Source organism: Pseudomonas sp. GW460-12-10-14-TSB1, assembly GCF_017349775.1.
Lineage (GTDB): Bacteria > Pseudomonadota > Gammaproteobacteria > Pseudomonadales > Pseudomonadaceae > Aquipseudomonas > Aquipseudomonas piscium.
In genome coordinates this window covers 21,477-46,657 of record NZ_JACNAC010000020.1, presented here as the reverse complement: position 1 = coordinate 46,657, position 25,181 = coordinate 21,477, and the positions used below count along the sequence as shown (strand labels likewise).

The following is a 25,181-nucleotide window of genomic DNA, read 5'->3' as shown; positions in this document are numbered from 1 at the left end:
GGCGGGCTTGCTCGCGAAATGGGCGCCTCGGCCATTCAGGTCGAGGCTTTTCAGGTACTGCGAGCAAGCTCGGTCTCTACTCAGGATCCGGTCCATTCATGAGCCCATTCGATACAGTCCTTACGCAAAAACTGCTGCAGCGCCTCCTGCCTTGGCTGGATCGATCGGTCTGGCGCATCGCGTTCTCTGGTGGCCTCGACTCCACCGTCCTGCTTCACCTGCTTGCCGAACTCAGGCAGCGACACACACTTCCCCCTTTGACCGCCATACACGTGCATCACGGCCTTCAGGCTGCGGCTGACGCCTGGCCGGAGCATTGTCGAGCCCAGTGCGAGGCTCTGGGGGTGTCGTTGCAAATAGTGGCGGTACAGGTACAACCGGGGGCCAGTCTCGAACGCGCGGCGCGGGAAGCGCGTTATGCCGCGTTCGAAGAGGTCATCGGCGGTAATGAGCTGTTGCTGACCGCCCAGCACCGTGACGATCAGGCGGAAACCCTGTTGTTTCGTCTGCTGCGCGGGGCCGGGGTCAGGGGGCTGTCCGCCATGCCGGCGTCGCGTGTGCTGGGGCAGGGGCACTTGCTGCGGCCCTTGCTCGATGTCTCCCGCGACGAGCTGGAGCGTTACGCTCGTGATCACCAGCTGCGCTGGATCGACGATCCCTCCAACCAGGATTGGCAGTTCTCCCGCAACTACCTGCGCCATCAGGTGTTCCCATTGCTGACCGCTCGCTGGCCACAGGCTGCCAGCAGCATGGCACGCAGCGCGGCGCATTTGCGCGAGGCCCGGGAGTTACTGGATGAGCTGGCGATCATTGATCTGCAAGAGGCGGCTTTGGGCGCTGAATTCGAGTGGCTGGGGTTACCGTCCCTGGCGCTGGCGCCTTTGGTCGGTTTGTCGGAGGCGCGCCAGCGCAATGCCCTGAGCCACTGGTTGAGTCGGTTCACGTCGTTGCCGGACAGTGACCACTGGGCAGGCTGGCAGACGCTGCGCGATGCCGCAGGCGACAGCCGTCCGGTATGGCGGCTGGGGCGGGGCGAGTTGCAGCGGGCGGCAGGGCGCGTCTGGTGGTTGTCGGATAGCTGGTTGCAACCCGTGCTGTCTGCACCGAGTTGGGTCGATACCGCTGCGCCTCTGCCGTTGCCGGGTAATGGTCAATTGCAGTTCACCGGGGGAGCGCCGCAAGGGCCCTTGCAGGTGCGTTACCGTCAAGGGGGCGAGGTGATGCAACTGTCCGGGCGCGGCCACCGCGACCTCAAGCGCCTGCTCAACGAGGCGGGTCTGCCAGCCTTCGCCCGTGGCAGATTGCCGCTGCTGTATCGAGGCGAAGAATTACTCGCGGTGGCGAACCTGCCAGGTCTTGACGCAAATGCCCATGAAGGCTGGCAATTGCATTGGCAGCCGCCTTCGAGCGATCAAGGTTTGAGCTGAAAGTCCCTTTCCGGTAGACTACGCTCCCTTCTTGATACAACTTCTGTGGATTCGCCTGAATTGCAGGAGTTGCCGATTACCAAGCAGTCTTTGCTGGGCGATTCCAAAAAATGTGTAGCGAGCAACGTACCGGTGTTTTCTCTTCCGGTCTGTCCCAACGCGGCGGTTTTTTTGAAAGGTGCACTGTGATTAATGCAGGTGATCGGGGGCTTCGGCCTTCCTTCGCTTTCCCCGGCGGCTCGGACCGCTTTAACGCAGACTTCTAGGGTTTTTCATGACGCGCTACATATTCGTCACGGGCGGTGTTGTTTCTTCATTGGGGAAAGGCATTGCCTCGGCTTCATTGGCGGCCATCCTGGAGGCGCGGGGACTTAAGGTCACCATGCTGAAGCTGGACCCGTACATCAACGTCGACCCGGGCACCATGAGCCCGTTCCAGCACGGTGAAGTGTTCGTCACCCACGACGGCGCCGAGACCGACCTGGACCTGGGCCACTACGAGCGGTTCATCCGCACGACCATGACCCAGAACAACAACTTCACCACCGGTCGTGTCTACGAGCACGTGCTGCGCAAAGAGCGCCGTGGTGATTACCTGGGCGCCACCATCCAGGTGATTCCGCACATCACCGACGAGATCAAGCGTCGCATCATCAAGGGCGCCGGCGATGCCGACGTGGCCCTGGTGGAGATCGGCGGCACCGTGGGTGACATCGAGTCGCAACCCTTCCTCGAGGCTATCCGCCAGCTGCGCGTCGAAGTCGGTTCCAAGCGCGCGATGCTGATGCACCTGACCCTGGTTCCGTACATCGCCACTGCTGGCGAGACCAAGACCAAGCCGACCCAGCACTCGGTGAAAGAACTGCGCTCCATCGGCCTGCAGCCTGACGTGCTGATCTGCCGCTCCGACCACCCGGTGGACGTGTCCTCGCGTCGCAAGATCGCGTTGTTCACCAACGTTGAAGAGCGTGCGGTGATTTCCCTGGAAGACGTCGACACCATCTACAAGATCCCGGCAGTGCTGCACGCCCAGGGTCTGGACGATTTCGTCGTCGAGCGTTTCGGCCTGCAATGCAACGGTGCCGATCTGTCCGAGTGGGAAAAAGTGGTCGACGCCAAGCTCAACCCCGAGCACGAAGTCACCATCGCCATGGTCGGCAAGTACATGGAGCTGCTGGACGCCTACAAGTCGCTGATTGAAGCGATGAGTCACGCCGGCATCACCAACCGCACCAAGGTCAACCTGCGTTACATCGACTCCGAAGACATCGAGAACCAGGGCACCGCGCTGCTCGAAGGCGTCGATGCAATCCTGGTTCCAGGCGGTTTCGGCCTGCGTGGCGTGGAAGGCAAGATCACCGCCGTCCAGTACGCTCGCGAAAACAAGGTGCCTTACCTGGGTATCTGCCTGGGCATGCAAGTGGCCGTGATCGAGTTCGCTCGTAACGTCATGGGCTGGAAAGACGCCAACTCCACCGAGTTCGATCGCGCCAGCGGTCACCCGGTCGTCGGCCTGATCACCGAGTGGGCTGATGCCACCGGTGCCGTCGAAACCCGTACCGAAGCTTCCGACCTGGGCGGCACCATGCGTCTCGGCGCTCAGGAATGCCTGCTCGAAGCCGGCTCCAAGGTGCACGATTGCTACGCCAAGGACGTGATCGTCGAGCGTCACCGTCACCGTTACGAAGTGAACAACAACCTGTTGCCACAGCTGATCGACGCCGGCCTGAAGATTTCCGGTCGTTCCGGCGATGGCGCGCTGGTTGAAGTGGTCGAGGCGCAGGACCATCCATGGTTCGTCGCCTGCCAGTTCCACCCTGAGTTCACCTCGACTCCACGTGACGGCCATCCGCTGTTCAGTGGCTTCGTCAAGGCGGCTTTGGCTCAACACCAGAAGAAGGCGTAACCCCGATGGCACAGAAGATCATCCGCGTCGGCGACATCGAGATTGCCAACGACAAGCCCATGGTGCTGTTCGGCGGCATGAACGTGCTGGAAAGCCGTGACATGGCCATGCAGGTCTGCGAAGAGTACGTGAAGGTCACCGAAAAGCTCGGTATCCCTTACGTGTTCAAGGCCAGTTTCGACAAGGCCAACCGGTCTTCTGTGACCTCTTATCGTGGTCCTGGCCTGGAAGAGGGCATGCGCATCTTCCAGGACATCAAGCAAGCCTTCGGCGTGCCGATCATCACCGACGTCCACGAGCCGCATCAGGCTGCGGTCGTCGCTGAGGTCTGCGACATCATTCAACTGCCGGCCTTCCTGTCGCGCCAGACCGACCTGGTGGTCGCGATGGCCAAGACCGGTGCGGTGATCAACATCAAGAAAGCCCAGTTCCTCGCGCCCCAGGAAATGAAACACATCCTGAGCAAATGCGAAGAAGCGGGTAACGATCAGTTGATCCTCTGCGAGCGTGGTTCGAGCTTCGGTTACAACAACCTGGTCGTGGACATGCTCGGCTTCGGCATCATGAAGCAGTTCGAATACCCGGTGTTCTTCGACGTGACCCACGCGCTGCAAATGCCCGGCGGTCGTGCCGACTCGGCCGGCGGTCGCCGCGCCCAGGTCACCGACCTGGCCAAGGCCGGCATGAGCCAGTCCCTGGCTGGCCTGTTCCTGGAAGCCCATCCGGATCCGGACAACGCCAAATGCGACGGTCCATGCGCCCTGCGTCTGGACAAGCTCGAACCTTTCCTGGCCCAGCTCAAGGCCCTGGACGAACTGGTTAAGAGTTTTCCGACGGTAGAGACCGCGTAAAGCCGATTTCTCCGGTAAAGTACCGCACGATTAATTGCTCAGGCCCTCTGGCCTGAGCCTTATCGTCCGCAAGTCTGCCCCTTGTTCCCTGCTTGCCGGCGGTAAAGAGATTCCCTTCAGCTGCGTCGTTTTCGTCAACTTTGGAGTGTTTACAACAATGGCAAAAATCGTCGACATCAAAGGTCGTGAAGTTCTCGACTCCCGTGGCAACCCCACCGTCGAAGCGGACGTGCTTCTCGATAACGGCATCATCGGCAGCGCCTGCGCGCCGTCCGGTGCTTCCACCGGCTCGCGTGAAGCACTGGAGCTGCGTGATGGCGACAAGAGCCGTTACCTGGGCAAGGGCGTACTGAAGGCCGTAGCCAACATCAACGGTCCGATCCGTGACCTGCTGCTGGGTAAAGACCCAAGCGACCAGAAGGCCCTCGATCAGGCGATGATCAAGCTGGACGGTACTGAAAACAAGGCAACCCTGGGCGCCAACGCGATCCTCGCCGTTTCCCTGGCCGCGGCCAAGGCAGCAGCACAGGACCAGGACCTGCCGCTGTACGCGCACATCGCCAACCTGAACGGTACTCCGGGCGTCTACTCGATGCCGGTGCCGATGATGAACATCATCAACGGTGGCGAGCACGCCGATAACAACGTCGACATCCAGGAATTCATGGTGCAGCCGGTTGGCGCCAAGTCCTTCTCCGAAGGCCTGCGCATGGGCACCGAGATTTTCCATCACCTCAAAGCCGTGCTGAAGGCCCGTGGCCTGAGCACCGCCGTGGGTGACGAAGGTGGTTTCGCGCCGAACCTGGCTTCCAACGAAGACGCCCTGAAAGTGATCTCCGAAGCCGTGGCCAACGCCGGTTACAAGCTGGGCACCGACGTGACCCTGGCTCTGGACTGCGCGGCCAGCGAGTTCTTCGAAGACGGCAAGTACAACCTGTCCGGCGAAGGCCAGGTGTTCACCGCTGAAGGTTTCGCCGACTACCTCAAAGGCCTGACCGAGCGTTACCCGATCATCTCCATCGAAGACGGTCTGGACGAGTCCGACTGGGCTGGCTGGAAGATCCTCACCGACAAGATCGGCGAGAAGACCCAACTGGTAGGCGACGACCTGTTCGTGACCAACACCAAGATCCTGAAAGAAGGCATCGACAAGAAGATCGCCAACTCGATCCTGATCAAGTTCAACCAGATCGGCACCCTGACCGAAACCCTGGAAGCCATCCAGATGGCCAAGGCTGCCGGTTACACCGCAGTGATTTCGCACCGTTCCGGCGAAACCGAAGATTCGACCATTGCCGACCTGGCCGTTGGCACCTCGGCTGGCCAGATCAAGACCGGTTCGCTGTGCCGTTCCGACCGCGTGTCCAAGTACAACCAATTGCTGCGTATCGAAGAGCAATTGAATGGCAAGGCCAAGTACAACGGCCGCAGCGAGTTTCGCGGTTAAGCGGTAGATGGTACAAAGACACCGGATTGGGTCAGAAAAATCGCATCAGCGAGGTTTTTGCCACTAATCTGATGCCTTAAGAGCACAAGCCTGGTTCTTCCAGGCTTCGTGCTGTCAGTAGGTTCGAAGTTGTTGGCATGGCTGTCTTTTTTCACTGGATACCCGATATTCGATGCGCAGTCCCAATTGGTTGTTCCTCGTCTTGCTCTTGCTGCTGGCTGGCCTGCAGTACCGCCTGTGGGTGGGGAATGGCAGCTTGGCGCAGGTAACCGACCTGACTCAGCAAATTGCCGATCAGCGCGCTGAAAACGAGCGCCTGCTGGAGCGCAATCGTGTACTCGACGCGGAAGTCATGGAATTGAAGAAAGGCATGGAGACCGTGGAAGAGCGGGCTCGTCATGAACTGGGCATGGTCAAGGAGGGCGAAACCCTCTACCAGTTGGCCCAATGATCCAGTCGTTACCGGCCTTCTGGGCCGTGATTCCTGCCGCGGGCGTCGGTGCCCGTATGGCCGCGGACCGTCCCAAGCAATACTTGCAGCTGGGCGGGCGCACTATTCTCGAACACAGCCTCGGCTGTTTCCTCGATCATCCTTCCCTGAAGGGGCTGGTGGTCAGCCTGGCGCTTGACGATCCTTACTGGCCGACCCTGGCTTGTGCCCACGACCCGCGGATCCAGCGGGTCGAAGGTGGCGCGGAGCGTTCCGGATCGGTCCTCAATGCCTTGCTCCATCTGCACGCCCAGGGCGCTGCGGATGAAGACTGGGTGCTGGTCCACGATGCCGCACGGCCGAACCTGTCCCGGGATGACCTGGACAAGTTGCTGAGCGAGCTGGCGGATGACCCTGTGGGTGGTCTGCTCGCGGTGCCGGCCCGTGACACCCTGAAGCGCATCGACAAGCACGGCCGAGTGCTGGAAACCGTGGATCGCAGCCTGATCTGGCAAGCCTATACGCCACAGATGTTCCGCCTTGGCGCCTTGCATCGCGCCTTGGCCGACAGCCTGGTGGCGGATGTGGCGATTACCGATGAGGCGTCGGCGATGGAGTGGGCCGGCCAGGCGCCGCGGCTGATCGAAGGACGTTCGGACAACCTCAAGGTAACCCGCCCGGAAGACCTGGAGTGGTTGCGCCAGCGTTGGGCCAATCGCCGCTGAGCGTAGCTTTTCGCGGCCCCTGTAGCCGCTGTCGCAGGCTGCGAACGGCCCGGAACGGGACGCGCTTTTTTGCAGTCGTCTGTACTTCAAGCCGATCGACCGCGTTGTCCGCTACGACGGCTACTGCGTAGCCGATCGCAGCCTGCGGCAGCGGCTACGGATCAATCCTTGTACTCCGGCCGCTTGGCCAATCCTTCCTTGAGATAATCCACCAGCTTGCGCACCTTGGGCGACAGATGCCGTTGTTGCGGGTACAGCGCCCACACCGCGGTATTTGGCGGCTGATGGGCTTCGAGCAGGGAAATCAGGCTGCCCTGATGCAGATGCTCCAGCACGTAATAGTCCGGTAGCTGACAGAGGCCAACCCCCTGTAGCGCCGCATCCAGCACGGCTTGTCCGCTGTTGCAGCGCCAGTTGCCTTGCACCCGCTGGGAAAACTCGCGGCCGTCCTGCTCCAGTTGCCAGATGTCCGAGCTGCCGATCAGGCAGTTGTGGCGGCTCAGTTCCGAAAGGCTGTGAGGGCGACCGTAACGCTCCAGGTAGGACGGCGAGGCGCAGAGGTACATGCGGCGTGGCGCCAGGCGGGTCGCCACCAGCCGTGAATCCTGCAGGCGGCCGAGGCGGATCGCCAGGTCCAGGCCTTCATGCACCAGGTCCAGGGGGCGGTTGCTCAGTTCGATATCCACCCGCAGTTGCGGATAAAGCCCCATGAAACTGGTGACCAGCGGCACGATAAACCGCTCGCCGTAGGCCACCGCGCAGGTCATGCGCAGCATGCCCTTGGGCTCGCTGGTCAGGTCGCCGACGGCGCGCAAGGCCTCTTCGCGCCCGTCCTGCAGACGCTGGCAATGCTGCAAGAAAGTCTGCCCGGCTTCGGTCAGGGTCACCCGGCGGGTACTGCGATACAGCAGGCGGGTCTGCAGCCGTTCTTCCAGGCGGACGATCTGCCGGCTGATATGGGAAGACGACACCCCAAGGCGTTCCGCGGCGGCGGTGAACTGGCTGCACTCGGCCACGGCGACAAACTCATCGATGCCTTCCCAGCGGTTCTCGTTCATGGTGATTATCCCTGTACAGCAATAATGTTTTGCTTTTGTCCGGATTATTCATCGCCAGGCGCTGTTTTACACTCCCTGTCTCGTTTTTATTCGCTGGAGACCCAGGATGATCAAGTCGCGCGCTGCCGTTGCCTTCGAGGCCAAGAAACCCCTTGAGATCGTTGAAGTCGATGTCGCCATGCCCAAGGCCGGCGAAGTGTTATTGCGGGTTGTCGCTTCCGGCGTTTGCCACACCGACGCCTACACCCTGTCCGGCGCCGACCCGGAAGGCATCTTCCCGTCGATCCTCGGTCATGAAGGCGGTGCCGTGGTCGAGGCCATCGGCGAGGGCGTGACCTCGGTGGCCGTGGGCGATCATGTGATCCCGCTGTACACCCCGGAATGCGGCAAGTGCAAATTCTGCCTGTCGGGCAAGACCAACCTGTGCCAGGCGATTCGCGCCACCCAGGGCAAGGGCCTGATGCCGGACGGCACCACCCGTTTCTCCTATAAAGGCCAGCCGATTTTCCACTACATGGGCACCTCGACCTTTTCCGAGTACACCGTGTTGCCGGAAATCTCGGTGGCCAAGATTCCTAAAGAAGCGCCTCTGGAAAAAGTCTGCCTGCTGGGTTGCGGCGTCACCACCGGGATCGGCGCGGTGATCAACACCGCCAAGGTCAAGGCTGGCGACACCGTGGCGATCTTCGGCCTGGGCGGCATCGGCCTGTCGGCGGTGATCGGCGCCGTGAAAGCCAAGGCGGGCCGGATCATCGCCATCGACATCAACCCGGCCAAGTTCGAAATCGCCAAGCAGCTGGGGGCCACAGATTGCGTGAACCCGAAAGACTTCGACCGGCCGATCCAGGAGGTCATCGTCGACATGACCGACGGCGGCGTGGATTTCTCCTTCGAATGCATCGGCAACGTGCAGCTGATGCGTGCCGCGCTGGAGTGCTGCCACAAGGGCTGGGGCGAGTCGGTGATCATCGGCGTGGCCGGTGCCGGCCAGGAAATCTCCACCCGTCCGTTCCAGCTGGTGACCGGTCGCGTCTGGCGCGGTTCGGCATTCGGCGGCGTGCGTGGTCGTTCCGAGTTGCCAAGCTATGTGGAAATGGCCCAGACCGGCGAAATCCCCCTGGACACCTTCATCACCCACACCATGGGGCTGGAGGACATCAACAAGGCCTTCGACCTGATGCACGAAGGCAAGAGCATCCGTACCGTCATTCATTTCTAAGGAGCAGTGGCAAGCTGCAAGCCAGAAGCTGCAAGAGCGATTACCGCCAACTTGCAGCTTGAAGCTTGAAGCGTGCGGCTGAAATGCCCATGAGTCTGGAAAACCTGTCCTGCCAGAAAAGCTTCGGCGGCTGGCACAAACGCTACAAGCATCATTCCGAGGTGCTGGGCTGCGACATGGTGTTTGCCGTATACCTGCCACCGCAGGCGGAGCAGGGCGGCAAGCTGCCGGTGCTGTACTGGTTGTCCGGCCTGACCTGCACCGACGAAAACTTCATGCAAAAGGCCGGCGCCCAGCGCCTGGCCGCCGAGCTGGGGTTGATCATCGTCGCGCCGGATACCAGCCCGCGCGGCCCTGGTGTGCCGGGCGATCCGGATGGCGCCTGGGACTTCGGCCTGGGCGCCGGCTTCTACCTGAATGCCACCCAGCAGCCCTGGGCCGAGCATTACCGCATGCATGACTATGTGGTGCAGGAGCTGCCGGCATTGGTCGAGGCGCATTTCCCGGCCTCGGACAAGCGCGGCATCAGCGGGCACTCCATGGGCGGCCACGGTGCTCTGGTCTGCGCGTTGCGCAACCCGGGGCGCTACCAGTCGGTATCGGCCTTCGCACCGATCAGCAACCCGATGGATTGCCCGTGGGGGCAGAAAGCCTTTTCCCGCTACCTGGGCGAAGAGCGTTCCCGTTGGCGCGAATGGGATGCCAGCGTGCTGATCCAGGAGGCCAGCGAAAAGCTGCCGTTGCTGGTGGATCAGGGCGATCGTGACGATTTCCTGGCCAATCAGCTCAAGCCCGAAGTGCTACAACAGGCGGCGAAAGCCGCGGGTCATCCGCTGACATTGCGCCTGCAACCCGGCTACGACCACAGCTATTTCTTCATCGCCAGCTTCATTGGCGACCACCTGCAGCATCATGCGCGCGTGCTGAGCGCCTAATGTCCGCCAAAGCAGGTAGAATCACGCCCTGACTCAATCAGGGCGTTTTTTTATGCGTATTGGCCACGGCTACGATGTGCACCGTTTCGCTGAAGGCGATTTCATCACTCTGGGCGGTGTGCGGATTGCACACAGCTTCGGGCTGCTCGCCCACTCCGACGGCGACGTGCTGTTGCATGCTCTGAGCGATGCCTTGCTGGGTGCGGCCGCGCTGGGCGACATCGGCAAACATTTTCCGGACACCGATCCGCAGTTCAAGGGCGCCGACAGTCGTGTGCTGTTGCGTCATGTCGTCGCACTGATCCATGCCAAGGGCTGGAAGGTCGGCAACGTCGATAACACCATCGTGGCCCAGGCGCCGAAGATGGCTCCCCATATTGAGACGATGCGCGCGCTGATCGCCGCGGATCTGCAAGTCGAGTTGGATCAAGTGAACGTCAAGGCCACCACCACCGAAAAGCTCGGCTTCGTCGGGCGCGAAGAAGGCATCGCCGTACATTCCGTTGCCTTGTTGCTGCGCGCATGAACGAACTGCAACTGTTGGGCCCGCGGGCCTATGGCGAAGCCCTGGGCAGCGCGGTACTGAAGGCCAGCGCCGAAGACTTCCAGGTCGACGAAGTCCTCGACATTCCACTGACCGGCGAAGGCGAACACCTGTGGTTGTGGGTGGAAAAGCGCGGCCTGAACACCGAAGAAGCAGCACGGCGGATTGCCAAGGCCGCGGGTGTGCCGTTGCGCACTGTCAGCTATGCCGGCTTGAAGGATCGCCAGGCGCTGACCCGGCAGTGGTTCAGCGTGCAGTTACCCGGCAAGGCCGACCCCGATCTGTCGGCCGCTGAAAACGCCACGCTGAAGATCCTCAAGCTGACCCGCCACAAGCGCAAGCTGCAACGCGGCGCCCACGCGGCCAACGGTTTTACCTTGCGCCTGACCGAATTGAAGGCAGACAAGGCGGGGATCGAAGAGCGCCTGCAATCGATCGCCAAACAGGGCATTCCCAACTACTTCGGCGCCCAGCGTTTTGGCCATAACGGCGGCAACCTGGTCGATGCCCGCGATTGGGCCGCCCGCAAGGCCTTGCCGGAACAGCGCAACGTGCGTTCGCGACTGCTTTCCACCGCGCGCAGTTACCTGTTCAACCGGGTGCTGGCGGCGCGAGTGGCCGATGGCAGCTGGCAGCGGGCCCAGGTCGGCGACCTGCTGGCCTTCACCGACAGCCGCAGCTTTTTCCCGGCCGGCGAAGCCGAATGCAGCGATCCGCGCCTGGCTATCCTCGACTTGCACCCGACCGGCCCGCAGTGGGGCGAAGGCGAGTCGCCTGCCGCCGGGGCGACTCATCTGCTGGAACAGCAGGTGGCTGGCGACGAAGCGGATCTGCGCGATTGGTTGATTAAAGCCGGAATGAGCCACGAACGTCGCATCCTGCGGCTGCCCATTGGCGGGTTGACGTGGCATTATCCCGAGCCTGACATTCTGCAACTGGAATTCGTCCTGCCGGCCGGATGCTTCGCCACCGTATTGGTGCGTGAACTCGTCGATCTGGTGCCGGTGGGGCAGACGGACAGCCCATGCGTATTCTGATTTCTAACGACGATGGTGTAACAGCACCCGGTCTCGCCGCGCTTCATGCTGCGCTGGCGGATTACGCCGAGTGTGTGGTGATCGCCCCGGACCAGGACAAAAGCGGCGCCAGCAGCTCGCTGACGCTCGACCGGCCGTTGCACCCGCACACCTTGAGCAACGGTTTCATCAGTATCAATGGCACCCCCACCGACTGCGTGCACCTGGGCCTCAACGGGCTGCTGGAGCGCGATCCGGACATGGTCGTGTCCGGAATCAACCTCGGGGCGAACCTGGGTGACGACGTGCTGTATTCCGGCACTGTCGCCGCGGCCCTGGAAGGGCGTTTTCTGGGGCTTCCAGCATTTGCCTTTTCGTTTGTCTCGCGTCAGGTGGATAATCTGCCGACGGCTGCCTATTTCGCTCGCAAACTGGTCGAGGCCCATGGGCAGCTGGATCTTCCACCACGTACCGTACTGAACGTGAACATTCCCAATCTGCCCCTCGATCACATTCGCGGCATTCAGCTGACCCGCCTGGGTCACCGCGCCCGGGCGGCGGCGCCGATGAAGACGGTCGACCCGCGCGGCAAGGCCGGTTATTGGATCGCCGCGGCGGGGGACGCCGAGGACGGCGGCCCGGGGACTGACTTCCACGCCATCATGCAGGGCTATGTCTCGGTCACGCCGTTGCAGCTCGATCGCACCTTCAATGATGCTTTCAGAAGTCTTGATAGCTGGCTGGAGGGGCTGCGCTGATGGCTCGCGAACAGGACGATTTGCTGCGTCGCGGTATCGGGATGACTTCCCAGCGTACCCGCGAACGCTTGATCCAGCGTCTTTACGATGAGGGCCTGTCCAACACCCAGGTGCTGGAAGTCATTCGGCGTACGCCGCGGCATCTGTTCGTCGACGAGGCCCTGGCCCATCGGGCCTATGAAGACACGGCCTTGCCGATCGGACACAACCAGACGATCTCGCAGCCTTATATGGTGGCGCGCATGAGCGAGCTGCTGCTGGCGGCCGGCCCGTTGGACAAGGTGCTGGAGATCGGCACCGGCTCGGGTTACCAGACGGCGGTGTTGTCGCAGCTGGTGGAGCGGGTGTTCTCGGTCGAGCGCATCAAGGTGTTGCAGGACCGGGCCAAGGAACGTCTGGTCGAGCTGAACCTGCGCAACGTGGTATTCCGCTGGGGCGACGGCTGGGAAGGCTGGCCGGCGCTGGCGCCGTACAACGGGATCATCGTGACGGCGGTCGCCACCGACATCCCTCAGGCCCTGCTGGACCAATTGGCGCCGGGTGGCCGGATGGTGATTCCGGTCGGTGCCGGCGAAGTGCAGCAACTGATGCTGGTCATTCGTGAAGAGCAGGGGTTTTCGCGGCAGGTTCTCGGCGCGGTTCGCTTCGTTCCCTTGCTCAACGGGCCGTTGGCCTGAGCATTTGTTTGGAACGGGTGAATTCTGTTTGATCGGCTTGGTCTTACAGCTTGATCAATCGGTTAAGTAACGCTGAACCCTGATCGATAAGCCGGTACCTGCCGATTTCGCTTTGCCGGGAGTAAAGCGTGGATGGCCGGTTATACTTGCGACATTTTATGCCTTAGCCAGGCACTATTTATCTTCAACCACCACAAAGGGAGCGGCGGGTGAGTCTCACAGTCATTGCGCAGCGTATGGGTACAACAAGCTTTCAGCGACTGGTGATTGGCCTTGTCTTGAGTTCTCTGTTGGTCGGGTGTTCGAGCAATAAGTCGAGCAGCGCCCGGGTCGTCGATCGCACCAGTGCGGTACCGCAGCGCCCGACGGTGACCACCGGGCAATACACGGTTCGTCGCGGCGACACCCTGTTCTCGATCGCCTTCCGTTATGGCTGGGACTACAAGGCCCTGGCCGCGCGCAACAATATTGCCGAGCCGTACACCATTCACCCGGGGCAGACTATCCGCTTCGACGGTCGCTCGGGTTCGGCACCGACAGCGGTGGTTACAAAGTCGGCTTCCAGTGCATCTTCTTCAAGTAAAACCACGGTAATTCGTCGTCCGGCAGGGGCCGCGCCAACGATTGCGAGCCAGCCCGCGCCGGCTCCATTACCGCCTGCAGGCCCCGCGCCAAAGGGCTGGGGCTGGCCTGCGAACGGTATTCTGATTGGAAAATTCTCTTCAAACGGTAGTTTGAATAAAGGCATTGATATCGCCGGGGATTTGGGACAGCCTGTTTTAGCTGCGTCTGATGGGACGGTGGTTTACGCCGGGAGTGGCTTAAGGGGCTACGGCGAACTGGTCATCATCAAACACAGCGATACCTACGTCAGTGCTTACGGCCACAACCGTAGGCTGTTGGTTCGGGAGGGGCAGCAGGTCAAAGTCGGACAGACAATTGCCGAAATGGGATCAACTGGTACAGACCGGGTGAAACTGCACTTTGAGATTCGCCGACAAGGTAAACCTGTGGATCCGCTGCAATTCCTGCCACGTCGTTGATCCGTTACCAAGCCTGTTCCGTCACGTAGAGGGAACAGGTTCCAGCGTTGCCAAGGATAAAGGCGTCGCTTGAGCCTGAGGTCGAACTCACCAAAGGACTATAACAATGGCTCTCAGTAAAGAAGTGCCGGAGTTTGACATCGACGATGAAGTTCTCCTTATGGAGACGGATATCGCCACTGATTCGATGTCGAATGAGGGATCTGCTGTACCTTCAGTTCGTGCCAAATCCAAACACTCCGCTTCACTGAAACAACACAAATACATTGATTACACGCGAGCGCTCGACGCAACGCAGCTGTACCTCAATGAAATCGGCTTTTCCCCATTGCTCTCTCCGGAAGAAGAAGTTCATTTTGCGCGCCTGTCGCAAAGTGGTGATCCGGCCGGGCGCAAGCGCATGATTGAAAGCAACCTGCGTCTGGTGGTGAAAATCGCCCGACGTTATGTCAATCGTGGGCTTTCGCTGCTGGACCTGATCGAAGAGGGCAACCTCGGTTTGATCCGGGCGGTGGAGAAGTTCGATCCGGAGCGCGGTTTCCGCTTCTCGACCTATGCCACCTGGTGGATCCGTCAAACCATCGAACGGGCAATCATGAACCAGACCCGGACTATCCGGCTGCCGATTCATGTGGTCAAAGAGCTCAACGTCTACCTGCGGGCAGCACGGGAGCTGACACAGAAACTCGACCATGAACCCTCCCCTGAAGAGATCGCCAACCTGCTGGAGAAACCGGTAGGTGAGGTCAAGCGCATGCTGGGCTTGAACGAGCGGGTTTCTTCAGTCGACGTCTCGCTGGGTCCGGATTCGGATAAAACCCTGCTGGACACCCTCACCGACGATCGTCCTACCGATCCGTGCGAGCTGCTGCAGGATGACGACCTGTCGCAAAGCATCGATCAGTGGCTTTCCGAATTGACCGACAAGCAGCGTGAGGTGGTAGTTCGCCGCTTCGGCTTGCGCGGCCACGAGAGCAGCACCCTGGAAGATGTGGGCCTGGAGATCGGGCTTACCCGAGAGCGGGTACGCCAGATCCAGGTCGAAGGTCTCAAGCGTCTGCGTGAGATCCTCGAGAAGAATGGCCTGTCCAGCGAGTCGCTGTTCCAGTAACGGTACGAGCAATCCTGCCGTGAAAAGCCCCGACAGGTTCGGGGCTTTTTATTGGGGGATCGATAGGCATCAGATGAAATTCGCAGGCGGGCGTTCAATAGCTGAAAGAGCATGTAAGCAAAGGCTTACTCTTTCGTAAGTGTTCGGTTTTTATGCGGTATGAAAGTTGTCTGTTTAGCCTGAGGTTTTTAGTTATCTAATTGATTAATAAGAACTTATTCTAGTTTTTAGAGCTGTGTTCGACACTTTTTCTGCCTGTCAGTGCCATTGCTCTGTCATGGAAACTCTCTAATATCAGCCCTGTGTCGACGGATAGACACAGCCATCAAGGATGATGGTCAGGACATCGCAGGACGCGATTCATCAGGACGATGAAAAGGAACACAGGGACTAGGGAAAAAAGGTGGGCGGGTCATACCGCCCCTTTTTTTTGCCTGCTTAAAAGTGAATCCGGAACAGCAAAAAGGCCCACAAGGGGCCTTTTTGGGGAACGCGAGGTAATCAGCGTTCGAGATCTTTGATCTTGCCTTTGACGCCATCCCACTCTTCGGCATCGGGCAGGGAATCTTTCTTTTCAGTGATATTGGGCCAGATCTCGGCCAGCTCAACGTTCAACTGAATGAATTCCTGCATCTCTTCCGGAACTTCGTCCTCGGAGAAGATCGCTACAGCGGGGCATTCAGGCTCGCACAGCGCGCAGTCAATGCACTCATCCGGGTGAATCACCAGGAAGTTCGGGCCTTCGTAAAAGCAGTCCACCGGACAGACTTCTACGCAGTCGGTGTACTTGCACTTGATGCAGTTGTCGGTGACGACGAAGGTCATTTCTAATTCTCTCCTCAGGCGGCGGCAGCGGAGCCCCTTCAGGACGGGGTCGCCAGGTTCGGGAGCGATAGTCTGCGGACCAGGCTAATAGTCCGCAGCATCCCAAACCGCGCGAGATTCTAACAGCTTGAAAGCATCAGCGTTAGATGCGTGTCTTCAATGTATAGAGCATTTCCAGTGCCTTGCGCGGGGTCATGTCATCCAGATCGAGCTTGGCCAGGTCATCGAGGACCGGGTGCGGCAGGCTGGCGAACATGTCGCTTTGCTGCGGGACCGAAGCCTTGCCCGGTACCGGAGACGGCGCTTCATGGGGCAGGCTGGTGGTCTCCAGGCGACTCAGGTGCTCGCGGGCACGGACGATCACATCGCTCGGAACCCCTGCTAGCTGGGCCACGGCCAGGCCATAGCTCTGGCTGGCAGGGCCTGGCAGAACATGGTGCAGGAACACGATGCGCTCGTTGTGCTCGGTGGCATTGAGGTGCACGTTGGCGACCAGAGGTTCGCTTTCCGGCAGGACAGTGAGTTCGAAGTAGTGGGTGGCGAACAGGGTGTACGCCCGCAGCTGGGCGAGACGTTCTGCCGCAGCCCAGGCCAGGGACAGGCCATCGAAGGTACTGGTGCCGCGGCCCACTTCGTCCATCAGCACCAGGCTGCGTTCGGTAGCGTTGTGCAGGATGTTGGCGGTTTCGCTCATTTCTACCATGAAGGTGGAACGACCACCGGCCAGGTCATCGCTGGAGCCGATCCGGGTGAAGATCCGGTCCACCAGCGACAGCTCGCAGCTCGCCGCCGGCACGAAGCTGCCGATATGGGCCAGCAGCACGATCAGCGCGGTTTGCCGCATATAAGTGGATTTACCACCCATGTTCGGACCAGTGATCACCAGCATCCGGGTCTGATCGTCCAGGCTCAGGTCGTTGGCCACGAACGGCGTGGTCAGGACCTGCTCGACCACCGGGTGGCGACCCTGGGTGATGCGCATGCAGGGCTCGCTGACGAAACGCGGGCAATTGAGGTCGAGATTCAGCGCTCGCTCGGCCAGGTTGCTCAGCACGTCCAGCTCGGCCAGGGCACCGGCAGTGTCCTGTAGGGGCGGCAGGTGACCGATCAGGGTTTCCAGCAAGGCTTCGTAGAGCATCTTCTCGCGAGCCAGTGCGCGGCTCTTGGCGGATAGCGCCTTATCCTCGAAAGCCTTGAGCTCCGGGGTGATGAAGCGTTCGGCGCCCTTGAGGGTCTGACGACGGATGTAGTCCGCCGGAGCCTGTTCCGCCTGTTTGCTCGGCAACTCGATGAAGTAGCCGTGAATCCGGTTGTAGCCGACTTTCAGGTTGGCCAGGCCGGTGCGGGCCTTTTCCCGGGCTTCCAGGTCGATAAGGAACTGGCCGGCGTTTTCGCTCAGCGATTGCAGCTCGTCCAGCTCGGCGTCGTAACCGGTCTTCAACACGCCGCCATCGCGGATCACCGCTGGCGGGTTGTCGATGATGGCTTTCTCCAGTAGCGCCGCCAGTTCCGGGTAGGTGCTGGTGGTCACGGCCAGTTGGCTCAGGTGCTCGGCTTCCAGCTCAGTCATCGCCACTTGCAGTTCCGGCAGCGCCGCCAGGGCATCGCGCAGGCGCGCCAGGTCGCGGGGACGGGCGTTGCGCAGGCCGATACGGGCGAGGATCCGCTCGATGTCGCCGATCTCCTTGAGCTGCGGTTGCAGCCTTTCGAAGCGGTAACCATCCAGCAGGCAGCCGATCGAGGTCTGCCGCGCCTGCAGGACTTTCAAGTCACGCAGCGGGCGGTTCAGCCAGCGGGTCAGCAGGCGGCTGCCCATGGCGGTCTGGCAACGGTCGACCACCGATTGCAGGGTGTTGTCGCGGCCACCGGCGAGGTTGGTGTCCAGCTCCAGGTTGCGCCGGCTGGCGCCGTCGAGCACCACGGTGTCGTCCAGGCGTTCGTGGCGCAGGCTGCGCAGGTGGGGCAGGGCGGTGCGCTGGGTTTCCTTGGCATAGCTCAGCAGGCAGCCCGCGGCGCCGATGGCCAGGGTCAGGTTCTCGCAGCCGAAGCCCTTGAGGTCCTGGGTGGAGAACTGCTGGCACAGGCTCTTGTGGGCCGAGTCGCGCTCGAAGTCCCAGGGCGCGCGACGGCGCACGCCACGGCGTTTTTCCGCCGGCAGGCCTTGCGGCCAATCGTCCGGGATCAGCAGTTCCACCGGGTTGATGCGTTCCAGTTCGGCCAGCAGGTTTTCCCAGCCCTTGATTTCCAGGACCGTGAAGTTGCCGCTGGTGATGTCCAGCACTGCGAGGCCGAACAGGCGCTCGTCGCCCAGCACCGCCGCGATCAGGTTATCCCGGCGCTCGTCGAGCAGGGCCTCGTCGCTGACGGTCCCCGGGGTGATGATGCGCACCACCTGGCGCTCCACCGGGCCCTTGCTGGTGGCCGGATCGCCGACCTGCTCACAGATCACCACCGACTCGCCCAGCTTCACCAGCTTGGCCAGGTAACCTTCGGCGGCGTGATAAGGAATCCCGCACATCGGAATCGCCTGGCCAGCCGACTGCCCGCGCGCGGTCAGGGTGATGTCCAGCAACTTGGCGGCCTTCTTTGCGTCTTCATAGAAGATTTCGTAGAAGTCGCCCATGCGATAGAACATCAGCTGATCGGGGTGCTGGTTCTTGAGGCGCCAGTACTGCTGCATCATCGGCGTGTGGGAGGACAGATCGGTGAGCGCTTTATTCATCGGGTCGTCAGGTTGATTCGTTGAAAGGGTGGGCAAAAGCAGAGGGCATGGGCCCGGCTTTTTCGCGATGGGCGCAAGGTTACCATGGGCGGTCCGACCTTCGCAGGGATGAACCCGGCTGGATTTCGGGTGTTTTATGCATGAATATGCATTTTAGCATTTGTCATCGGCGAAAATAACCCGCAATATGCGCGTTATGCAAAAGCGCAACGTTTCTACCGTCTTAAGAGAGCTGCTCGATCGCGATGGCATTTCCCCCACGGAACTCCATCGGCGTACCGGCGTGCCTCAATCCACCCTTTCGCGGATCCTCAGCGGCAAGATTGTCGATCCTTCGGACAAACACATCTCGCGGATCGCCGAGTACTTCCAGGTGAGCACCGATCAACTGCGCGGGCGCGCGGCTGTCGCCTCTGCCCGGTCGGCCGATCCGCATTCGGAACTCAAGGACATAAGTCTGTGGGACGACGATACCCCCGTCGATGACGACGAGGTGTCGGTCCCCTTTCTTCGCGAGGTTGAATTGGCTGCGGGATCAGGAAGATTCGTCATCGAGGAAAGCGAGCGCTCCAGTCTGCGCTTCGGCAAGCGCAGCCTGCGGCACAATGGCGTGCAGTTCGATCAGGCCAAGTGCGTGACGGTACGCGGCAACAGCATGTTGCCGGTGCTGCGCGACGGCGCCACGGTGGGGGTCAATGCCGGCAAGTGCGGTATCGGCGACATCATCGATGGCGACCTGTATGCCATCAACCACAATGGCCAACTGCGAGTGAAGCAGCTCTATCGCCTGCCTTCCGGTATTCGCCTGCGTAGCTTCAACCGCGACGAACACCCGGATGAGGACTACAGCTTCCAGGAAATGCAGGAAGAGCAGATCGTCATCCTCGGTCACGTCTTCTGGTGGGGCATGTACGCCCGTTAACCGCAGCCCATAACGCCAAAGCCCGCCATCGAGCGGGCTTTTTTTGTGCCCGCGGAAAACCCTCCACGCCTTTATTTATGCGGCTTTCATGCGTGCATGCATTTATTGTGCATAAATAAATGCATTTGTGCATTGACTGTATATGCATCCATGCATATTATTCGTTCCAAGCCGCCCGACAGCGGCGAGCAACACCGCTCTTTAGTGGCAAAAGCAAAGGCAGCGATGAACCGGCCTCGACGGTTCAGAGGGTTGGCAACTGACCCGGGTGTGCAGCGTAAAGCACCAAGAGCAGTTATCCGGCGGGCAGGGACCGCGGTCGGAAAAACAATTTGAATAGACTCGTACCGCGCCAGTAGCGCCGAAAAGTCAGCTTCCTTTTGTTCACAGGATGAAAGGAAGGCGAAGGATCGCATTACTGAAAAGCCCGGCGGATTGCCGGGCTTTTTGGAATGCCTACCTGAAGCGTACAGGCATATCAGGCTTCATCTCTGGATGGCCAATGCACAAGGAAGGATCCGATGAACATCACAAGGCACTGCAGATGTTGAAAGATTGCCGATGTGGACATTGCAAAAGACTGCTCGCCCGGATCGGCGAGTATGCAGAGCTCCAGATCAAATGTTCCCGATGCGGAACGCTGAATCATGTGAGGGCCGCGAGCCCCGAGCGATCGCCTGTGAGCGACATGAGTGCTGCTTCGGCAGCACGACCCAATCAATCACAGCCATAGGTGAACACATGAAAGTCTTGAAAAAATACGTTGCTCCCATTCTGGCCGCCGCTGTGCTGCTGGGCTCCGCAGCCAATGCTGTTGCGGCCAACCTGCTGGTCAACGGCAGCTTCGAACAGCCCGGTTGCGGTAGTAACTGTGTTCTGGATACCCCGGCAAAAACCAACTTCATTACCGGTTGGACGACATTCCTGTCCGGTGCCGAGTACTTCAACGTGCCGGCTTCGATTGGCGGCTCCGTAGCCGCGGACGGTCTGGTGATTGTTGACCTGGCGAACTATGTCTATGGCAACGGCGGGGGCATTCAACAGAACTTTGCCACTGTCGTTGGCGCCAAATACCGACTGACGTTCAGCGCCGGCAATTCGAAGTTCGCCGGTCGTTCGGGCGACGGTGTGGTACAGGTCAAAGTGGCTGGCCAAACCGCCACTTTCAATACGCCGACCGCCAAAGGCGTTGCGATCGAGTGGAGCACCCTGACCTACGACTTCACCGCCACTACCACGCAAACGACTCTGGCGTTCTCCAACGAGCAGAATCCGTACGCCAACTTTGCCTTTATCGACAACGTCATTGTTGAACGCCTGTAACTCCCGTTCAGCGGACTTTTCCAGGGTTGAAGACAGTGCCGGTGACCCGGTGCTGTCTTGCACTCAATCCCTGCACTCATCAACGCTCCCAGGAGGCGTGACATGACAAACGAGCAACAAGCGTTGCTGGACATGCCGATCTGGCTTGTCATCGTCCTCGCCCTGGTGGGCGGGGTGTCCGGCGAAATGTGGCGCGCCGACAAAGAGGGCGCTCGCGGCTGGTTGCTGCTGCGGCGCCTGGCCTTGCGCTCCGGGGCCTGCGTGATCTGCGGGGTCTCGACCATCATGCTGCTGTACGCCGCCGGCGTATCGATCTGGACCGCTGGCGCCTTCGGGTGCCTGACCGCCATGGCGGGCGCCGACGTGGCCATCGGGCTCTACGAGCGCTGGGCGGCCAAGCGGCTGGGGGTGTGCGAAGTGCCGCCCAAGGATTCCCGCTCGGACTCCTGAATAACGACCAAAACAGATCGTCGATTCATTGAGTCGACGCTGCCGTGATACCCGCCTGACGCAGGACGCGTACTCGTCTTGAACGAGCTCAATCAGCCCTCCCGGCAGGGAGGCGCCAGGTACGGCCCAGCGCCGTCCGTCCATCCGTTTCAAACAGAGGCAAACCATGATCCCAATCGACTACAACAGCTATCGCACCCTCGCGCCCTACAACAAGCGGGTTCGTTTCCTGGTGCTGCATTACACAGCCCTGAACTTCGAGACGTCGGTCAAGGCCCTGACCACAGGCGCGGCGAGCGCTCATTACCTGATTCCGGCGGTGCAGGATCCGACGTATCAGGCCGCGGGCTTCCAGGAGCAAAGGATTTTCAACCTGGTGGCCGAAGAAGACCGCGCCTGGCATGCCGGTGTCAGTGACTGGGCCGGTCGCAGCGGCTTGAACGACACCTCCATCGGCATCGAGATCGTTAACGAGGCCACCGACGTCAATGGCGTCTTCACCTTCCCGGATTACGAAGGCTCCCAGGTCGAGGCGCTCAAGCAGCTGGCCCTGAACATTCTCCAGCGTTATCCGGACATGTCGCCGAAAAACGTGGTGGGCCACTCCGATATCGCAGTGGGCCGCAAATCCGATCCGGGCCCCAAGCTGCCCTGGAAAGAACTCTACAAAGCCGGGATTGGCGCCTGGTACGACGAGCCGACCAAGAAGAAATACGTCCAGCAATTCCGCTCTGCTGGGTTGCCCGAGCGTGCCGAAGTGCTCAAGGCCTTCGCCACCTACGGCTATGGCGTGCCGGCGCAGGCGACGGATGACTTCTTCCAGTCGCTGGTGCGGGCATTCCAGATGCACTTCAGGCCGAAGAACTACGCCGGGAAACTGGATGTGGAAACCTGCGCGATTCTTTATGCGCTGAACGAGAAGTACGCCTGAGTTTTTATAGCTCGGTGTTCAGCTGTTACAGCGCGACACCAGACGAAAAGCCCGGCCACCGGGTCGGGCTTTTTGTGCCTGCAAGAATGCAAAAAGCCCCGACAAGTTCGAGGCTTTCGTTAGCGCGGGAAAGTAGAGAGGGCGACTCAATAGGGTATGAACACCCAAAGGAGACGCCATATCGCAGAGATAGCCTGCAAGCCTGGCAAGGTCCTCACTGCTCGCACGAGCGGGGTGGAACCTGGCAACAAATCAAATGGACTTGCAGATGTTAAAAGAATGCAGATGCGGTTATTGCAAACGACTTCTCGCCCGCGTGGGTGAGTTTACCGAGCTCCAGATCAAATGTTCCCGATGCGGGACGTTGAATCATGAGAAGGCCACGAGCCTCGAGCGATCGCCTTTGAGCGGCCTGTCTGCGGTTAACACTGCAGATCCCCTTTCGGCATAGGGCTGACTGGGACAACTCTAAGGAGATACACATGGATCGTTTCCCCAGCACCGTTAAGAACATCTTGGAAGGTTTCCGCACTGTCGCGCCAATCGGCGGTGTCGACGCGCTCGCGGTTTTCAAGAACAAATTTGGTCGCAACGGCAATGAAAGCGAGTACGCGCACCTGAAGCTGCTGCTTGATGCCGGCTATATCACGTACACCGGGTTTGGCGTCGATGGTGTGCAGCTTTATCAGCTGACCTGGTCGGGCTACGCCCTTTCGGATTCGTTGCGATAAGCGTCTAGCCCTCGAATCTCAGAGCCGAGAACTCAACTCCATCGCCTGTGAGCGACATGAGAGCGGAGTTCTCCGCAACCAATCATGCGATTCAGTAGGTGAATCAATATGAAGAAAATTGTCAGTGCCTCACTGCTCGGCTTGCTGGTGCTTTTGGGTACCGCCATGAACGCTTCGGCAGACACCGTCATGTCCTGGAACCTGGCAAGGGATGTAATCCTGGCGAAGGAGAGCTCTCCTCCAAACTCTACCTGGTCGTTCATGCAGAATTCTTCCGGGGTGAACAAGGCTGAAAACTACACCGCGCTACCCTACTTCAAGGCCGATACGTGCAGCGGCTTGCCTGCGACGTGCTGGCAAGATCCGGTATCTGGGGCTCATGTGTCGGTTCATTTCAAACCCTATACCTACACCGCGAACGGCATTTTTTCGATCGCGCCCGGTAACGTTGCTTTTCACCCTGGCCAGAACAGCCAGACAGTCATCCGCTGGGCGAGCCCCGTGGCTGGAGAGATAAACATCCTCGGGCGCGTCAACAGCATCCACGATTCCTGCGGTGATGGCGTGGCCTGGTCCCTGAATCTGGGCGACACAGTTCTTCAGTCTGGAAGCTTGGTCAGAGGCACCGGTGCTGTTTTTTCGGCGAGTAAAGTGCCTGTCACCCAGTCGTCTGCCATTTATTTGGTACTCGACAAGAAGGCTAACTACGTCTGCGATTCCAGCACCATCGACCTGCTTATCACCCACTGATCAAGGTCATGTTCCGTCGCATCAGGATGTAGTGCGCTCCAGGTGAAAGAGGGTGCGCCTGTCCATGCGGCTGAGAACGACGCTGTTTGAGCCCCCAGCGTAAGTCGCGGCACGTTTCTCGAGTCAATCAAGTCGTGTCGCGACACGCAGCAAACCGACGTTCGTCGCTCCTCCATATCACGCCACATTCGCAGCACCCCCACGCAATCTCAAACCCTGATATCTGAACAGGAAGCCCCCTATGCCCGCTGTCATCGACAAGCCGTCGCAGCTGTTTTTCGCCATTGCCGAGACCCTGCGAGGGGCGGGCCTTGGCCTCAAGGTTGGCAGTCACCAGGACTTCGATGCCGTGCTCGACCAGGCCTGGGTGCTGATTGCGATCGAACGCGATGCCCCGGGCATGCGCAGCCAGGAGGGGCGTATCGCTCATGCCCTGACGATCTCGCTGCAAGCCGTGGCAGCTGTAGGGGGCGAGCGGTCCGGGTTCGAGGCCTGCGATTTGGCCTGCGCGCTGAAGGGCATGGCCACGGATAACCGTTGGGGATTGTCGGCAGCGCAGTGCGACCTGCCCATGAACCTCGAGGGCCTGCCCTCGACACTGATTCGCGGCGAGCAGCAATACGCCGCCTGGACGCTGTCGTTCACCCAGACGCTGTACCTCGGGCAGCCATTGCTGGACGACCCGACCGGCATACCGAAGTTCGCCCACACCTGGGAAGTCTCGAATATCGATGACCCCGACCAATACCAAGCACTTGAGGGCTGAGCCATGTTTGACGAGCTGCTGCGCATGCAGCTGGGCCCGATCATCGAGCGACTGGCCGAAATGGAAACCGAACTCGATGACTTGCACCGGCGCGCGGAAAACCATTGCCGTATCGGTGTCTGCGAGTCGGTCGATGCGGCCAGCAACACCTGCCGGGTCAGCCATGGAGAGCTGCTGACGCCGGCGATCAGGTTCTTCAACCCCAGCGCCGGCGCGCAAAGCGAATCGCGCATTCCTTCGGTGGGCGAGCAGTGCCTGCTGCTCAACTACGGTGGCGGCGACGGCGGGGCTCAGTCGGTGGCGCTGTTCGGCCTCAACTGCGACCGCTTTCCACCGGTGTCGACCCAGGCCGAGCTGACCCGCCGCCAATATACCGATGGCACCCAAAGCAGTTATGACGATGCCGGCCATGTCTTGAGCTGGAGCAACGGCCCGACCGCGCTCACCGCCTCCCGCGAGGCGGTCGAGTTGAGCATCGGTCCCGCCCGGCTGGCGATGAGGCCCGAGGCCATCGAGCTGCAGCTGGGCGCGGTGGGCATCTTGCTCGACAGCGCCGGCATTCACTTCAGCGGCCCCCTGGTGGAACACCAGGGCCGCGTCATCAGCCCTTGATA

At 60.5% G+C, this 25,181-nt stretch carries 27 protein-coding genes; 24 read left to right on the top strand and 3 right to left on the bottom strand.

The features are described from left to right. Window positions 1-98: 98 nt before the first annotated feature. The 6 genes from tilS (at window position 99) to ispD (ending at window position 6,786) form a co-directional block, all read left to right on the top strand. Entirely contained in the window at window positions 99-1,427 is a 1,329-nt protein-coding gene (gene tilS / locus J4D52_RS14360; RefSeq protein ID WP_102677786.1) for a tRNA lysidine(34) synthetase TilS, read from the top strand. A gap of 274 nt (window positions 1,428-1,701) precedes the next feature. Beyond that, on the top strand, window positions 1,702-3,333 hold the full coding sequence (locus tag J4D52_RS14355; RefSeq protein WP_007924045.1) for a CTP synthase: 1,632 nt from the start codon (window positions 1,702-1,704) through the stop codon (window positions 3,331-3,333). 5 nt (window positions 3,334-3,338) lie between these two features. Beyond that, window positions 3,339-4,184 carry a 3-deoxy-8-phosphooctulonate synthase gene (gene kdsA / locus J4D52_RS14350; RefSeq protein ID WP_007924043.1) on the top strand — a complete coding sequence of 282 codons (846 nt, stop codon included), beginning with the start codon at window positions 3,339-3,341 and terminating at the stop codon, window positions 4,182-4,184. A gap of 157 nt (window positions 4,185-4,341) precedes the next feature. Next, on the top strand, window positions 4,342-5,631 hold the full coding sequence (gene eno / locus J4D52_RS14345) for a phosphopyruvate hydratase (RefSeq protein ID WP_009047225.1): 1,290 nt from the start codon (window positions 4,342-4,344) through the stop codon (window positions 5,629-5,631). 172 nt (window positions 5,632-5,803) lie between these two features. After that, entirely contained in the window at window positions 5,804-6,082 is a 279-nt protein-coding gene (gene ftsB, locus J4D52_RS14340; protein ID WP_007924039.1) for a cell division protein FtsB, read from the top strand. Next, a complete protein-coding gene (gene ispD / locus J4D52_RS14335) occupies window positions 6,079-6,786 on the top strand; it encodes a 2-C-methyl-D-erythritol 4-phosphate cytidylyltransferase (RefSeq protein ID WP_023969802.1) in 708 nt (235 codons plus the stop codon). Before ftsB ends, ispD begins: the two co-directional genes overlap by 4 nt. A gap of 161 nt (window positions 6,787-6,947) precedes the next feature. Here the strand turns inward: ispD and J4D52_RS14330 are convergent, their stop codons facing one another. Continuing rightward, entirely contained in the window at window positions 6,948-7,844 is an 897-nt protein-coding gene (locus tag J4D52_RS14330) for a LysR substrate-binding domain-containing protein (protein WP_007924036.1), read from the bottom strand. Between the two features lie 106 nt (window positions 7,845-7,950). Between J4D52_RS14330 and J4D52_RS14325 the strand changes: the two genes are divergently transcribed. The 8 genes from J4D52_RS14325 (at window position 7,951) to rpoS (ending at window position 15,147) form a co-directional block, all read left to right on the top strand. Next, complete coding sequence (locus tag J4D52_RS14325; RefSeq protein WP_016705316.1) at window positions 7,951-9,063, top strand: S-(hydroxymethyl)glutathione dehydrogenase/class III alcohol dehydrogenase; 1,113 nt, start codon at window positions 7,951-7,953, stop codon at window positions 9,061-9,063. A gap of 83 nt (window positions 9,064-9,146) precedes the next feature. Then, the gene (gene fghA, locus J4D52_RS14320) at window positions 9,147-9,998 is read left to right on the top strand and encodes an S-formylglutathione hydrolase (RefSeq protein WP_173678563.1); all 852 of its coding nucleotides are present in this window, start codon (window positions 9,147-9,149) and stop codon (window positions 9,996-9,998) included. A 52-nt stretch (window positions 9,999-10,050) separates the two neighbouring features. Continuing rightward, on the top strand, window positions 10,051-10,524 hold the full coding sequence (gene ispF, locus J4D52_RS14315; RefSeq protein ID WP_063428632.1) for a 2-C-methyl-D-erythritol 2,4-cyclodiphosphate synthase: 474 nt from the start codon (window positions 10,051-10,053) through the stop codon (window positions 10,522-10,524). Beyond that, a complete protein-coding gene (gene truD, locus J4D52_RS14310; RefSeq protein WP_102677784.1) occupies window positions 10,521-11,579 on the top strand; it encodes a tRNA pseudouridine(13) synthase TruD in 1,059 nt (352 codons plus the stop codon). Before ispF ends, truD begins: the two co-directional genes overlap by 4 nt. Further along, window positions 11,567-12,316 (top strand): 5'/3'-nucleotidase SurE, encoded by a 750-nt coding sequence (gene surE / locus J4D52_RS14305; RefSeq protein WP_063428636.1) that lies wholly within the window; start codon window positions 11,567-11,569, stop codon window positions 12,314-12,316. Before truD ends, surE begins: the two co-directional genes overlap by 13 nt. A 41-nt stretch (window positions 12,317-12,357) precedes the next feature. After that, window positions 12,358-12,993, top strand: a complete 636-nt coding sequence (locus tag J4D52_RS14300; protein WP_169916052.1) for a protein-L-isoaspartate(D-aspartate) O-methyltransferase — start codon at window positions 12,358-12,360, stop codon at window positions 12,991-12,993. Window positions 12,994-13,202: 209 nt separating this feature from the next. Continuing rightward, a complete protein-coding gene (locus J4D52_RS14295) occupies window positions 13,203-14,036 on the top strand; it encodes a peptidoglycan DD-metalloendopeptidase family protein (protein WP_025806643.1) in 834 nt (277 codons plus the stop codon). 106 nt (window positions 14,037-14,142) lie between these two features. After that, window positions 14,143-15,147 carry an RNA polymerase sigma factor RpoS gene (rpoS, locus tag J4D52_RS14290; protein ID WP_007924026.1) on the top strand — a complete coding sequence of 335 codons (1,005 nt, stop codon included), beginning with the start codon at window positions 14,143-14,145 and terminating at the stop codon, window positions 15,145-15,147. A 501-nt stretch (window positions 15,148-15,648) separates the two neighbouring features. Here the strand turns inward: rpoS and fdxA are convergent. Together fdxA and mutS are read right to left on the bottom strand one after the other, a co-directional pair. Continuing rightward, entirely contained in the window at window positions 15,649-15,972 is a 324-nt protein-coding gene (fdxA, locus tag J4D52_RS14285; protein ID WP_007924025.1) for a ferredoxin FdxA, read from the bottom strand. A gap of 142 nt (window positions 15,973-16,114) precedes the next feature. Then, the gene (gene mutS, locus J4D52_RS14280) at window positions 16,115-18,694 is read right to left on the bottom strand and encodes a DNA mismatch repair protein MutS (protein ID WP_102677783.1); all 2,580 of its coding nucleotides are present in this window, start codon (window positions 18,692-18,694) and stop codon (window positions 16,115-16,117) included. A gap of 187 nt (window positions 18,695-18,881) precedes the next feature. Between mutS and J4D52_RS14275 the strand changes: the two genes are divergently transcribed. The 10 genes from J4D52_RS14275 (at window position 18,882) to J4D52_RS14230 (ending at window position 25,179) form a co-directional block, all read left to right on the top strand. Next, window positions 18,882-19,616, top strand: a complete 735-nt coding sequence (locus tag J4D52_RS14275) for an XRE family transcriptional regulator (RefSeq protein ID WP_028681850.1) — start codon at window positions 18,882-18,884, stop codon at window positions 19,614-19,616. Window positions 19,617-20,160: 544 nt separating this feature from the next. Continuing rightward, window positions 20,161-20,349 (top strand): Com family DNA-binding transcriptional regulator, encoded by a 189-nt coding sequence (locus J4D52_RS14270; protein ID WP_080693483.1) that lies wholly within the window; start codon window positions 20,161-20,163, stop codon window positions 20,347-20,349. Between the two features lie 8 nt (window positions 20,350-20,357). Next, entirely contained in the window at window positions 20,358-20,939 is a 582-nt protein-coding gene (locus J4D52_RS14265) for a DUF642 domain-containing protein (protein ID WP_102677782.1), read from the top strand. 102 nt (window positions 20,940-21,041) lie between these two features. Then, window positions 21,042-21,389, top strand: a complete 348-nt coding sequence (locus J4D52_RS14260; RefSeq protein WP_053277657.1) for a phage holin family protein — start codon at window positions 21,042-21,044, stop codon at window positions 21,387-21,389. A gap of 166 nt (window positions 21,390-21,555) precedes the next feature. Further along, window positions 21,556-22,320, top strand: a complete 765-nt coding sequence (locus J4D52_RS14255; protein ID WP_102677781.1) for an N-acetylmuramoyl-L-alanine amidase — start codon at window positions 21,556-21,558, stop codon at window positions 22,318-22,320. Between the two features lie 268 nt (window positions 22,321-22,588). Continuing rightward, a complete protein-coding gene (locus tag J4D52_RS14250; protein WP_080693486.1) occupies window positions 22,589-22,771 on the top strand; it encodes a Com family DNA-binding transcriptional regulator in 183 nt (60 codons plus the stop codon). A 31-nt stretch (window positions 22,772-22,802) separates the two neighbouring features. Next, entirely contained in the window at window positions 22,803-23,051 is a 249-nt protein-coding gene (locus J4D52_RS14245; protein WP_025806648.1) for a hypothetical protein, read from the top strand. 108 nt (window positions 23,052-23,159) lie between these two features. Further along, on the top strand, window positions 23,160-23,801 hold the full coding sequence (locus tag J4D52_RS14240) for a hypothetical protein (protein WP_025806649.1): 642 nt from the start codon (window positions 23,160-23,162) through the stop codon (window positions 23,799-23,801). A gap of 241 nt (window positions 23,802-24,042) precedes the next feature. Then, a complete protein-coding gene (locus J4D52_RS14235) occupies window positions 24,043-24,567 on the top strand; it encodes a hypothetical protein (RefSeq protein WP_102677780.1) in 525 nt (174 codons plus the stop codon). A gap of 3 nt (window positions 24,568-24,570) precedes the next feature. Next, window positions 24,571-25,179, top strand: coding sequence for a phage baseplate assembly protein V (locus tag J4D52_RS14230; protein ID WP_102677779.1), 609 nt, complete (start codon window positions 24,571-24,573; stop codon window positions 25,177-25,179). Window positions 25,180-25,181: the final 2 nt, after the last annotated feature.